This window comes from Fortiea contorta PCC 7126, from assembly GCF_000332295.1.
Classification (GTDB): Bacteria; Cyanobacteriota; Cyanobacteriia; order Cyanobacteriales; family Nostocaceae; genus Fortiea; species Fortiea contorta.
The window spans coordinates 1,009,698-1,022,703 of sequence record NZ_KB235930.1 but is presented as its reverse complement, the minus strand read 5'-3'; the positions used below and the strand labels follow the sequence as shown (position 1 = coordinate 1,022,703).

General features: G+C 44.9%; 12 protein-coding genes. 4 read left to right on the top strand and 8 right to left on the bottom strand.

What is annotated here, in order from left to right; translation table 11 throughout:
• Positions 1-231 precede the first annotated feature (231 nt).
• The 4 genes from MIC7126_RS0104780 to MIC7126_RS0104760 form a co-directional block, all read right to left on the bottom strand.
• The gene (locus MIC7126_RS0104780; protein ID WP_026100039.1) at positions 232-966 is read right to left on the bottom strand and encodes a class I SAM-dependent methyltransferase; all 735 of its coding nucleotides are present in this window, start codon (positions 964-966) and stop codon (positions 232-234) included.
• A gap of 79 nt (positions 967-1,045) precedes the next feature.
• The gene (locus tag MIC7126_RS0104775; protein WP_017651985.1) at positions 1,046-2,617 is read right to left on the bottom strand and encodes a metallophosphoesterase; all 1,572 of its coding nucleotides are present in this window, start codon (positions 2,615-2,617) and stop codon (positions 1,046-1,048) included.
• Between the two features lie 375 nt (positions 2,618-2,992).
• Positions 2,993-3,145 carry a hypothetical protein gene (locus MIC7126_RS31825; RefSeq protein ID WP_238553605.1) on the bottom strand — a complete coding sequence of 51 codons (153 nt, stop codon included), beginning with the start codon at positions 3,143-3,145 and terminating at the stop codon, positions 2,993-2,995.
• Positions 3,105-4,925 (bottom strand): ABC transporter ATP-binding protein, encoded by a 1,821-nt coding sequence (locus MIC7126_RS0104760; protein WP_017651982.1) that lies wholly within the window; start codon positions 4,923-4,925, stop codon positions 3,105-3,107. Before MIC7126_RS0104760 ends, MIC7126_RS31825 begins: the two co-directional genes overlap by 41 nt.
• A 130-nt stretch (positions 4,926-5,055) precedes the next feature.
• On the opposite strand from MIC7126_RS0104760, the gene MIC7126_RS0104755 reads away from it, so the two are divergent.
• Entirely contained in the window at positions 5,056-6,324 is a 1,269-nt protein-coding gene (locus tag MIC7126_RS0104755) for a molybdopterin molybdotransferase MoeA (protein ID WP_017651981.1), read from the top strand.
• Between the two features lie 95 nt (positions 6,325-6,419).
• Here MIC7126_RS0104755 and MIC7126_RS0104750 read toward each other — a convergent pair whose 3' ends face one another.
• On the bottom strand, positions 6,420-7,076 hold the full coding sequence (locus MIC7126_RS0104750; RefSeq protein ID WP_017651980.1) for an HAD-IA family hydrolase: 657 nt from the start codon (positions 7,074-7,076) through the stop codon (positions 6,420-6,422).
• Between the two features lie 62 nt (positions 7,077-7,138).
• Entirely contained in the window at positions 7,139-8,332 is a 1,194-nt protein-coding gene (locus tag MIC7126_RS0104745) for an NAD(P)/FAD-dependent oxidoreductase (protein ID WP_017651979.1), read from the bottom strand.
• A 48-nt stretch (positions 8,333-8,380) separates the two neighbouring features.
• Between MIC7126_RS0104745 and MIC7126_RS31530 the strand changes: the two genes are divergently transcribed.
• The gene (locus MIC7126_RS31530; RefSeq protein ID WP_154655828.1) at positions 8,381-8,893 is read left to right on the top strand and encodes a hypothetical protein; all 513 of its coding nucleotides are present in this window, start codon (positions 8,381-8,383) and stop codon (positions 8,891-8,893) included.
• Here the strand turns inward: MIC7126_RS31530 and MIC7126_RS32195 are convergent.
• Together MIC7126_RS32195 and MIC7126_RS0104725 are read right to left on the bottom strand one after the other, a co-directional pair.
• Positions 8,862-8,996 (bottom strand): hypothetical protein, encoded by a 135-nt coding sequence (locus MIC7126_RS32195; RefSeq protein WP_017651976.1) that lies wholly within the window; start codon positions 8,994-8,996, stop codon positions 8,862-8,864. The two genes, MIC7126_RS31530 and MIC7126_RS32195, sit on opposite strands and share 32 nt — an antisense overlap.
• Complete coding sequence (locus MIC7126_RS0104725) at positions 8,996-11,083, bottom strand: glycoside hydrolase family 10-like protein (RefSeq protein WP_017651975.1); 2,088 nt, start codon at positions 11,081-11,083, stop codon at positions 8,996-8,998. Before MIC7126_RS0104725 ends, MIC7126_RS32195 begins: the two co-directional genes overlap by 1 nt.
• Before the next feature lie 417 nt (positions 11,084-11,500).
• Between MIC7126_RS0104725 and MIC7126_RS0104720 the strand changes: the two genes are divergently transcribed.
• Positions 11,501-11,956 carry a hypothetical protein gene (locus MIC7126_RS0104720; RefSeq protein WP_017651974.1) on the top strand — a complete coding sequence of 152 codons (456 nt, stop codon included), beginning with the start codon at positions 11,501-11,503 and terminating at the stop codon, positions 11,954-11,956.
• A 66-nt stretch (positions 11,957-12,022) separates the two neighbouring features.
• A complete protein-coding gene (locus tag MIC7126_RS0104715) occupies positions 12,023-12,739 on the top strand; it encodes a class I SAM-dependent methyltransferase (RefSeq protein ID WP_017651973.1) in 717 nt (238 codons plus the stop codon).
• Positions 12,740-13,006: the final 267 nt, after the last annotated feature.

Below are 13,006 nucleotides of genomic sequence, written 5' to 3'. Positions count from 1 at the left end.
GTGTCAACTTAACGCAAAACCCTTGTCCCGCCTCAGAATGAATTCTGAGTCTCATAGCAAAAGTCATCTCAAGATGACTACAAATTCTCACAGATCCCTAGTCTACTTCAGTAGACTTAAGCTATTAGCCTGGGAATTCATTCCCAGGCGGGTATGAAAGCCAAGCATTTAAGCAATCTGTGGCTTAAGTTGACACCAATGACGGTTGTTCGCCCTTAATTAAACGGTTGTTCACCCTTTCTTCTTTACAAACACCATTAAATGCTGCTGAGGTAACAAGTTTTTGGTTTCTCGCCACACCAAACCCACCGCTTGCATTTCTCGACGCACTTGCTTTTGATTCATTTTATGCAGGCGTTTAATCATAATAAAAGGATTTTCTCCCCGATATTCAACTAACACTACCCGACCACCAGGTTTTAACGCTTTCACAATCCCTTGCATCACTTCTTGGGGATACTCTAATTCATGGTAAGCATCAACCATCAGCGCTAAATCAATGCTTGCATCTGGGAGGTTGGGATGAGTTGGGGAAGCCAAAACAGTTTCAATGTTAGTAATCTGTTTCTCTTGTTTAAAAAATTCCATAATCTCCAACATTTCCGGCTGAATATCCACAGCCAGCACCTTACCTTTTGTTAATAACTGTGCCATGGGGAAACTGAGATAACCCGTCCCTGCACCAATATCTGCTACCACATCATCAGGTTTCAAGTTCAAAACACTGATGATTTTACTCGGCTGTTCCTCCGCTTCACGGCTTGGTCTTTCCAGCCAACCAGCGCCCGTGTGTCCCATAACTTGGGCAATTTCTCGCCCCATGTAAAATTTACCAATACCATCTGGACTGTGAATTAGCCGCTGTTCATAGACAGTAGCAGCCTGTGCTGTGGAAGTTAAGCAACCCAGGATTACGAGAAGAATTACGATGAGAGAGAGAAAATTTGGCTTACTTTTATGGCACATCTGGATGAATATAAGCAACAAATGAAAGGGAATAGGGAAAATGAACCGTGGGCGGGAAAACCCCGCCCGTACGAGTTATTTAAATCACGAAAGGTTCACTATGGCGGTTGTACCATTTTTCCCCTACACGTTCGGCGATTAAAGGTCTGACAATAAATTTGAGTGGACTACCATCTTGAACATCAATTCGCACCGCAGAGTAAGGTAGTTGCTTTTGAAAAAGATAGTCACTGCGACCGACAAAAAGATGAGAATCTGCAACCTTGCGAATAGAAGTATTGCCCAATTCGCTGAAAGTTTCCATCAATTCTGTCCCCTCTGGACGCTGACGGCGCGGACGGCGACCACTCCCACCTGAGATAATGCAGTTGATGTGAGAGTCGGCGTAACCTGTATTAGTTGTGCGGAGATATTCTAAACAGTGGGCGTGACCATTTAAAATTAAATCGACTACAGGGCGTTCTTTCACCAGAGAGCCGAGAGTTTCCGCTACTTGTTCCAAAACCCAGCGTAGACGATGGCGAACTGCTAAAGTTTGGGCTTGATCCCATTTCGTCGCTTCAGTCACGTAAGGTGGGTGGTGAAAATAGATGATGCGTCCACGGACTGCGGAAGTGTGCCAAGATGCAATTAATCTGTTGCGTAACCAGTCTAGTTGTTCAAAATCGATATCGGTGGTGTTGTGGGATGCTAGCTGTTTTTCAATATCTATTTTAATTTCATTAATTTGGTCTAATTTGGCGCTCAATTCATCGAGTTGTTCAGCTTCGGCGGGAATGTTGGCGTTAAGTTTATCGCATGTGGCTAGAATTTGTAATTCTTCTTGTTCTATTTGTTGACGCCGTTTTTCTAGTTCACGGCGGTTGATGTCTCCAGCTTGAGTTGCAGGTATGGGTGATGGTGTATTGAAGGTATTAGAATCAAGGGCGAAAAAATCGATACCGCCGTAACGAAAGGTGTAATAGCGGTTGGGTAAACGGGTAAATTTTCCTGGTTCATAACGCAGACATCGCCCCGTGTCTGTTTTCGCTGTGTATTGGGAATCTAAATGACGTGGGAATTCTTCTGGAAATTTGAGTGCTGCCGTATAATCTAGAAACGCTCGTGCATAAGCATCGCCTTGATTAGAACCGTGCCAGCCAATTTCAAAATCTTTGTAGCGGAAAAGACGACGCAGTTGCAGAGTGCTACCTGTAATTACACGATACATCAACGGCACATCATAATAATCATGATTGCCTAAGACTGGTAGAAAGGGTAGGTTGAAGACCATGCGGTCATAGGTGAGGCGCTTGGGGTTGTCACCACCGACAAGAAATTCTCGGTAAGGTTTGATAAAGTTATCTGAGTAATATTCCTTGGAACCAACGGTGTAAATCACATCTCCAGTGTGCAACACAAACCGACACTCATCTTTGTGGGGAAGCATCAGTTCCGTCACTTGTCGTTGCGGGTGGTGTCCGTAATGGGTTTTTGTCCCAGTGTCACCAATCACCAGAAAGGAAAATTCGGGGTTGTCATCTTGGCGATCGCTGATCACCATACTAGTTTGGTCAATTCCGCGTTCTACAATACTTGGGTGCTTCCACCGTACCCGTTCTCGCATCTTTTGAATTTTGACAGGAATTGTTGGCTCGGTGATTAAATTCATTGGTGATTACTCCTGGTTTAAAAATGGGGGATTGGGGAGATGGGGTGATGGGGTGATGGGGTGGTGGGGTGGTGGGGTGATGGGGTGATGGGGTGATGGGGTGATAGGGTGATGGGGTGGTGGGGAGGTGTGAGGATTAAAGCGTTAGGCTCAAAGGCTCACGCTTGAGGCTCAAAGGCTGACGCTTGAGGCTCAAAGGCTCACACTTGAGGCTCAAAGGCTCACACTTGAGGTTCAAAGGCTCACACTTGAGGTTCAAAGGCTCACACTTCACCCTCAAAGGCTCACGCTTCACCCTCAAAGGCTCACGCTTGAGGCTCAAAGGCTCACACTTGAGGCTCAAAGGCTCACGCTTCACCCTCAAAGGCTCACACTTTAATCCCCATCTCCCCATCTCCCCACCTCCCCATCTCCCCACCTCCCCACCTCCCACACCCCCCACACCTCCCACACCTCCCCATCTCCCCATCTCCCCACACACCACCTTTCACTGATAACCAGTCGCTTGTAACCAGAAAAGTTCGGCATAACGTCCTTCCTGTGCTAACAATTCTTCATGGGTTCCCTGTTCTACAACTTCACCTCTTTCTATAACCGTGATTTTGTCAGCCATGCGTACTGTAGAAAAGCGGTGGGAAATCAAGAATACCATCTGATTTTGAGTTAGAGTGCGGAAATGGTTAAAAATATCAAACTCAGCTTGAGCATCCATTGCTGATGTGGGTTCATCGAGGACTAAAATATCTGCTTGAGTTCGCATAAAAGCACGAGCGAGGGCTATTTTTTGCCATTGTCCCCCGGATAGTTCTTGTCCACCTTTGAACCAGCGACCAAGTTGAGTAGTGAAACTTTGGGGTAATTGGTGAATGAAAGCTTGGGCGTTACCTTTTTTGGCTGCGGTTAACCAGCGGTTTTCATCTTCTAAATGTTCAACATCACCGACACCGATATTTTCCCCAACGGTGAACTGGTAGCGGACAAAGTTTTGAAAAATCACTCCTATGCGCCGGCGCAACACATCTACATCCCATGCTTGCAAATCTAAACCGTCGAGGAAAATTCTCCCAGATTCGGGTGTGTAGAGTCTGGTGAGGAGTTTAATTAAAGTGGTTTTACCAGAACCATTTTCCCCGACAATCGCTAACTTTTCTCCTGGTTTTAAATGTAGGGAAATGTTTTTCAATGCAGGTTGGGAACTCCCTGGATAGGTAAACCAGACATTCTCAAACCGAATTCCGTCTTGGGGATTTAAACCTGTGGTGGCTTTACCCCAAGGTTGGGGTACTTTCTCTTCTAGAAAATCATAAAGATTGGCAAGATATAAGTTATCTTCATACATCCCACCGATAGAAGTCAGGGCGCTGGAGAAAGTAGATTGTCCTTGGCGAAACACTGTGAGATACATTGTCATCTCTCCTAGGGAAATTTTCCCTACCACGGTTTCTATGACAATCCAACCATAGGCAATGTAAAAAGCACCAGTACTCACTAAACTTAAAACATATCCCCACCATCCCCGGCGCAGTGTCAAGTCTCTATCTTCACCATAAAGTCGGTGAAAAAGCTGACGGTAACGCCCCAGTAGCATTTCTCCCAACTGGTAGAGTTTGACTTCTGTGACAAAATCTTCCCTAGCTATCAGATTCTCTAAATAGTGCTGTTGGCGAGTTTCTGGAGCGCGCCAACTAAACAAGCGAAAAGCTTCCCCAGCAAACTTGGTTTCAGCAATAAATGCGGGCATTGCTGCTAAAATCAGCACTAATACCGCCCAAATGGAAAAATTAACTAACAAAACGCCGAAGGTAATCAGCGAAAGGGCGCTTTGTATTAAACCAAAAATGCGCGTGACTAAAGAGAGGGGACGAACTGAAGCTTCTCGCCGCGCATTCGCTAGTTTGTCATAAAATTCCGCATCTTCAAACTGAGTCAGGTCGAGGGTGAGGGCTTTTTCCAAAATCAATACATTCACCCGTTGACCAAGTAGCGCCCGCAACAAAGATTGACAGATAGTGATTCCTCGTTGACTAGCCGCTAATAAAACTACAGCGATCGCTTCCAAACCAACATACAATAAAGGATGATTCCTGTTGCTTTCTACTCCCAATTGGTTCGCAAAAACCACCGCATCTACAATTAATTTACCAATGTAAGCGATCGCTGCTGGTAATAAACCAGCCAATAAAGTTAAAGTAGCAAGAATAATCGTCAGTCTGCGGCTTGTCGTCCATACCAAATTGATAGCCCGTCCGCTATAACGGAACACTGACAGTGATTGACGCAGAGTATAGCGTTGCTTTTTAATCTTCATTATTCTTTTTATAACGCATAGTGAGAAGAGCTAGGGACTAGGAACTGGGGACTAAGGGCTAGGTAAGAATTTTCTCAGTGTCTCGCCTCAACTTCTAACCCCTAACCTCTAACCCCTAAATAAAATCGTCATGTTATCTGTCAACGATACTCAAACAATTATTTTCAATTTGGTACAACCGCTGGCTAGTCAGCGGGATCAAGAAGTTGTAGATTTATTCGCAGCCACAGGAAGGATTTTAGCCGCCCCTGTGGTTAGTCAACGAGATTTTCCCCACTGGGATAATTCAGCAATGGACGGTTATGCAGTCCGTTATGAAGATGTGCAGCACTGTAATGTCGAATCTCCGACTATTTTAGAGATTGTGACAGAAATTCCTGCCGGATACCAGCCCCAATGTGCAGTGCAATCCGGACAAGCAGCACGGATTTTTACCGGTGCGGTGATGCCTCAAGGGGCCGATACTGTAGTCATGCAGGAAAATACCCACACAGAAGGAAATCGGGTTTTTATTCTCACAGCGCCAAAACCCCAAGCATTCGTCAGACACAAAGGCTCATTTTCTCAAACAGGGGCACAATTACTACCAGCGGGAATTGTGTTAAATGCTCCAGAAATCGCTATTTTAGCCGCTGCATCCTGTGCCTGCGTTAGTGTTTACCGCCGCCCCCGTGTAGCAATTTTTTCCACAGGCGACGAATTGGTCACACCTGAACAACCATTACAACCAGGACAAATCGTCGATTCTAATCAGTATGCTTTAGCAGCCTTAGTCAGACAAAGTGGAGGAGAACCCTTAATTTTAGGGATTGTCAAAGATGACCCGATAATTTTAGCCGCAACCATCAGCCAAGCTTTGAGCAATGCTGATATGGTGATTTCTTCCGGTGGAGTTTCCGTCGGAGATTATGACTATATCGACAAAATTTTAGAGTCATTGGGTGCAACCATTCATGGACGCGCCGTAGCGATGCGACCGGGTAAACCCCTCACCGTGGCGAGTTTTGTCAATCATGGAGACAATTTATCTCCTCAACCCCAAAAACTCTATTTGGGATTACCGGGAAATCCCGTAGCAGTGTTAGTGACTTTTTGGCGATTTGTGCAACCAGCAATCAAAAAACTGGCGGGAATGAGTGACGGTTGGGAGGTAAAATTTTTACAAGTGCGATCGCATGACGAACTGCGATCAGATGGTAACAGAGAAACATACATTTGCGGTAAATTACAAATAATCGCCGGCGTTTATCACTTTTACAAAGCAGGCGGTACCCACAGTTCTGGTAATTTGATTAATCTGGCCGAGACTAACGCCTTAGCTATCTTACCTGTGGGTACCACATTAATTTCTGCCAATACAGAAGTAGAAGTTTTGCTAATTAGCAACAATGAGGGATGAGGGATAGACTGGCTTTAAAAAAAGGGGTTAGGGACTAGGGACTAGGAGTTAAAGAAAGAGGTTTTTATTGTTCCTTAGCCCTTGTTGCGTTACAGTTATTTACCCTCTTGCTGACGATTAATCCAAATACCTCTTAAACCTGCGGCTTTTGCACCTTGATAGTCCTCTTTAACACTATCGCCGATGTGCCAAGCTGCTGTTGGTGGACAGTTATGTTTTTCCAAAGCTACTGCAAAAATTTGGGGGTCTGGTTTAGCTGCGCGTGCTTGGGTAGAAATCGTAATCGAAGTAAAAAAGTCTCTCAATCCCAAACTTTGCAACACAGAATAAATTCGAGAATCGAAATTAGACACCACTCCTAATTCAATTCCTAAGCGTCGCCAGTTTGCTAAAGCGGGAAGCACATCAGGATAAACGAACCAGGGTTCAGCAGTACCGAAGTGGATATAAAGTTCACTAAAAAAAGCCGGAAAATCAGAAAATTCTTGCATAGCACCGACGCTTTCAAAAGTATTGATAGCTATTTTTTGCCACCAATCAAACTCACACTGGAGAATATCTTGATTATCGGCGTCGGGAAATATTGGGGGTGGTGCGGCTTTAAAGCTGTGGATAAATTTTGTGTTTAATATATCAGCGGAAATTGTGACGCCAAATTCTTGAGCTATTTGACTATAAACTTCGCCGACACTACCTTTAACCCCGATGATTGTGCCTACAGCATCTAAAAAAATAACTTGCGGTCGTTCCATCAAACTTTTATGATTTTGAATCTTAGAAAATAGATTTTGCCTGATTCAAGCTGCAACGAATGCTAACGAGAAAGTGTTTCTATGATAGGACGAACTAGCCAATTAAAACCAACTTTTAATTGATGGTCTAAAGTAGGCATTCTATACAAATAAGCCAAGCGACGGCCGATATATGCTAAAGGCCCTTCAAGTTTAATTCCTAAACCTGTGAGAGTAGCATTATCTATTCCCAGGGCTAACATTTCGCCTAACTTTTGATAACGGAAGGGTAATAAAGGACGATTTGTGAGTGTTGCCCAAATGTTCCAAGCGGTATAATCAGCTTGTTGAAAAGCAGCTTGGGCGGTAGCGGGGACTTGCTGTCCTTCTGCATCTGTACAGTCGGCTAAATCTCCCAAAGCGAAAATTTCTGGATGGTCGAAAACTTGTAGAGTCGGTGTGGTGCTGATTTGTCCCCGCTGGTTTTGTTTCAGGGGTAAAGATTTCACTACGGGAGTCACTCTGGTTCCCACAGTCCAAATTACCAAATCTACAGGAATTGTGTCTATCTGATTTTTGTATTCCAGAGAAATGGTATCAGTCCCAATGGATTCGATTGTGGTTTCCAAATCAATAAATATACCCCTCGCATCCAAAGCTTTTTTCGCAGCTTCGCGGTTAAATTCTGGGGAAGTCCGCAGAATTTGCTCTGCAATGTCAATGAGTCGAAAGCGTCCTCTTTCGCCGAGTCTGTCGGCTAACTTACAAGCTAATTCAACGCCACTATAACCAGCGCCAACGATCGCCACCCGGATTTTATCACTATCTGATGCTTCTAACACTCGCAACCGTTCTTCCAGGCGATAGGCGTCGGTAACAGTGCGGAAGGGATAAGCAAAGGAAGCCGCACCAGGAACCAAATCTAATGGAGTTTCTCCACCCAAAGCTAATACTAAGCGGTCATAGGCGAGTTCCGGCCCATCTTGTAACTGTACCCGCTGCTGGCTGGTATCAATCCCAGACACCACTGCTTGATAAAAACGCACACCTGTGCTGGCTAAAAGTTCTGTGAAAGGTGGGGCGATTTCCCAAGTTTGCAATTCACCAGTCAGTAATTCATATAGTAGAGGAGAAAAGAGAAAGCGATCGCTTTGATCCACCAGCACAATTTCGGGTTTTTGTCCAGATTCCCAATGTAACTGGCTCAAACGCAGGGCTGTGTAGAGGCCGCCAAAACCCCCACCTAAAATCACAATTTTACTAGTTTGTTGAGTCATCATTTCTCAGGGACAGTCAATCCCAACAAGGCAACTAACTTCAGTGTAATGATTTCTTGTGGTCTATGTTTAGTGTGGGGCGTGGGGCGTGTGGGAGGTGTGGGGAGTGTGGGAGGTGTGGGGAGTGTGGGAGGTGTGGGAGGTGTGGGAGGTGTGGGGGGTGTGGGAGGTGTGGGAGGTGGGGAGATGGGGAGTGTGGGGAGTGTGGGAGGTGTGGGAGGTGTGGGAGGTGGGGAGATGGGGAGATGGGGAGATGGGGAGATGGGGAGATGGGGATTAAAGTGTGAGCCTTTGAGGGTGAAGCGTGAGCCTTTGAGGGTGAAGTGTGAGCCTTTGAGCCTCAAGTGTGAGCCTTTGAGCCTCAAGTGTGAGCCTTTGAGCCTGAAGCGTCAGCCTCTGAGCCTGAAGCGTCAGCCTTTGAACCTGAAGCGTCAGCCTCTGAACCTCAAGCGTCAGCCTCTGAACCTCAAGCGTCAGCCTTTGAGCCTCAAGCGTCAGCCTTTGAGCCTCAAGCGTCAGCCTCTGAACCTCAAGCGTCAGGCTCAAAGGCTGACGCTTTAACCCCCATCACCCCACCTCCCCACCTCCCCACCTCCCCACCTCCCCACCTCCCCACCTCCCCACCTCCCCACCTCCCCATCCCCCCATCCCCAATCCCAGCCATCACACCGTAATCACCGCTCCCGCACTCTCATTTGCTAATCTATCCACTGCACACACTGCATAAGTTCCCGGTTCAACGGTCGCAAAGGTTGTCCCTGCAGATAAAATGCGCTGCAGTGTCCAAGTATTGGCAATTTGGCGATAAACTGTCCAAGAGCGCACCTGTTGATTGTCTTGGGGTTGCCAATTTAGTCTGTTGTTACTAAATTGCAGTTTTGTGGGTGGTAGCGGTGCGACTATATTTAGCCATGACATAGTAGGCGCTAATGCAGGTCTAGCGTAGAGTGCAGATTTGAATTCATCAGCAATGCCTTGGCGATTTTCGCTGATGGAACTCATGCTGAAAAAGATATTTCCTAAAGAGAATTGTCCCCCATTGCGGGAAATTACTAACTGTTTAGCAATCTCTTCATTTTTCCAAGTTTTACCATCTAACTGTCCGATATTGTTACCTGCATAGATGTGTCGTTGTTTGGTGTTCACTTGTGTCCACCATTCCAACAATGCAGCATAACCTTGTTTTGTTTGATCAGTGCGCCAGTAGAGTTGAGGTACTAAATAATCAACCCAACCTTGCTCTAACCATTTCTTAGAGTCAGCATACAACACGGCATATGCATCTAAACCAGTGATTCCGGCTGGTTGTCCGGGACGATAAATACCGAAAGGACTAATGCCAAATTTTACATGGGGCTTGGTGGCTTTAATTCCTTGAGACAACCGCAGCACCATTTGGTTGACATTTTCTCGCCGCCAGTCATCTAAGCTGAGTTTACCACCGCTGGATTGGTAAGCTGCATAGGTTTTGCTGTCGGGGAAGGATTGGTTAGCAATGGGATAAGGATAAAAATAGTCATCAAGGTGAATTCCATCCAAGTTATAACGCCGCAGAACATCGATAATGACGTTATAAGCTCTGTCTTGAACGATTTTTGCACCGGGATCCATCCACAACTGATTTCCCCACTGATAAACTACTTCGGGATTAGTTACTGCTATGTGAGGGGCGACATTGGGACTACCCTTGGTGCTGGTTTTGGCTCGGTAGGGGTTGAACCAAGCGTGTAATTCAATATTGCGTTTATGACATTCTGCGATCGCAAATTCTAAAGGATCATAAAATGGTGTAGGCGCTTGACCTTGAGTTCCTGTAATCCAAGCACTCCAAGGCTCTAATTGAGAATTATATAAGGCGTCTCCCTCTGGTCGCACCTGCAAAATCAGGGCATTAAAATTCAAGTCTTGTAATTTTTTAATAATTTCGATCAATTCTGCTTGCTGTTGTGCAACAGGTAGTCCCCCTTTGGAAGGCCAATCGCTATTCCACACGGTTGTTACCCACGCACCCCGAAATTCCCGGCGATGAAATGGTTGCGTAGCCCCTGGTGGTACTGGTTGTGGTGTGGGAATGGGTGTGGGAATTGGTGTCGGTGTGGGAATTGGTGTGGGTGTGGGTGTGGGAATTGATGTCGGTGTGGAATATACCACCAAAAAAGGAGAGGAAATCTTGGGTACCGCACCTAGATAGACTAAAGCTTGATAAACAAACACCACAATATCGGCGCGGGTGGCTGCCAAGCTAGGATTTAGTAGCTTGATATTGGGGAAACTATTGACTATTCCTGAACTGGTCGCAATGGCTACGTGGTTTCTTCCGTAACCGGGAATTTGCGCGGCGTCCTGATAAATTTGTGGCAAACTTGATACCAAGTCTGGCTTGATTTTTGTAGCCAATTCCAGACCTGTGACCAGAGAAAGTATAACTTCTAACCTAGTAATGCGGTTGTCGGGACGGAAACGATTATCCCCAAAACCACTAATAAATCCATTTTCATAAGCTGTTGTAATAGCCGTATTTGCCCAATGATTAGCAGGTACATCTGCAAAAGCCGCATACTGTCGCTTCTTGGTGACATTGGGAAAAGCTTTAGTAATCACCACTGCAAACTCAGCGCGGGTGAGTGAGTTATCGGGACGGAATGTCGCATTAGGTAAACCACTGACAATCCCACGTTGGGCTAAAGCTGTAATAAATAAGCGCGCCCAATGGTTTTGAATATCCGAAAAGGGAGTAGAGATAGATACCATTGTTGATTGCAGCTAGCTTGGCTTGATCGTAATTTCCTTTGTTAATTTAGCAACAATTAGGGCGATCGCTGCGGCATGTGTCAAATTTGTATTGCTCGCTGCAAATCAGATGAGGGAAAATCTATAGGACTCATATTTGATTTTTGAAAAAAAGTCCGTATACCTCACGGAGTCTTCTCCCCTATTCCCTGTTCCCTGTTCCCTGTTCCCTGTTTTCTACCTACACGAATAATTTTAGAAAGCAAATTGGATTCCCATATGATACCTACGTGTATAATAGGTATGTCCACGACAAATAGTCCAAGTTTCAGGGGGCGATGTTTAAGGACAAACCGTTGCGCGTCTACGCAGTTTTTTTGCCTGAACGATAGGCAACATTTATGTATAACCAAAAAGAGGGATTTTTGGAGTTAAATTGTGCGAAGACATCGACTTATTATTTATATTTTATTAGTAATTAGTTCAATTAGTATAGCTGGTGCCGGTTGGGCTTGGAAGCGATCGCCCAGAGTTAGTTGTCACCCTTTCGGGTTTATCGCCTCATCCACCGGAGAAAAACATTATATTTCTCCTGAAAAAATCGTAGTTAAACCTTGGCGCGGTCGCCATCATGTTTATGGCGTATTTATGGTTCCTAAAGGATACGAAAACGACCGATTACTAACAATAAAAATCTCAGAAAATAAAACTTATTGTGGTTTAATCACAGAAACTGAATATGCATCCTATGAAGATATCGATGCTAAACCAGGATATCACTTAATTAAAGGATATTTAAATACGCGATTGGTAGTTTTCTTGATGGCTCAAGGCAAAATAGAGCAATTAAAACAACCAAGCAACTGGAAATTAGGTTATGTAAATAAGAAATAAACGCATAGATACAAACCCATTGTGATACCTTTAAGGATAAATTACGAAAAAGCCAAGGCCAGCAACATGTCACAAATATTCCCCAGTGAAGTATTCGCCCAAACTGCTGACTTTGATAGCGGGATTCGTCAGCTATTACCCCGGTATGATGAAATGTTGGAAGTTATCACCCGTTGTCTTCCTTCCACAACCGGTCGGATTTTAGATTTAGGTTGTGGTACGGGGGAATTGAGTCTCAAGCTTCTCAACCGTTATCCACAAGCGCAAGTTATCGCTTTGGATTATTCACCGCGAATGCTGGAGTTTGCTCAAGCTAAAATTACCAATGCTGGATATGAGCAAAGATGGAGAGGAATAGAAGCAGATTTTGGCGAGTGGGCGAATTATCCGGAAAAGTTTGATTTTGGGAGAGAGTTTGACGCAGCTGTGTCATCTTTGGCAATTCACCATCTCGAAGATGAGATGAAGTTTAAGCTATTTCAACAAATCGCCGATAGCCTCACTCACAATGGCTGTTTTTGGAATGCTGACCCTATCCTACCAGAATTACCTGTGCTGGCAGAAGTTTACAAAACTGCACGGGAAGAATGGATAGACCAACAGGGAATAGAATTGGCTGCGGTTCGCGCTAAGGTTGGCACTAGCGATACTCAAGGTTATTCTAGTCAAGACCAATTAGCTACTTTAGATACTCAAGTGCAAATGCTAGCCATCGCTGGATTTGAAACAGTAGCAGTACCTTGGAAATACTATGGCTTTGCTGTGTTCGGCGGTTGGGTCTAAGCATGAGAGCAAAAATTTCTATTAAAAAAATAGTCATAAATTACACATTCCTCGGCAACAGGGACTATCATATAAACCCGTTGGGTCTGTAGAGGGGTTAATCTCAAATCAAGACAAAGATTTCCATGAGAATTTGCGAAATCACAATTTCTCTTGTGTTTTTATGTCATGTCCCCACAACTGACTACTGCTTTGTTTCATTAATGCTGAAATTCCTGACTACGAACTGAAGACAAACCAAGGACACACGGTTTGCATTGGTTTCTT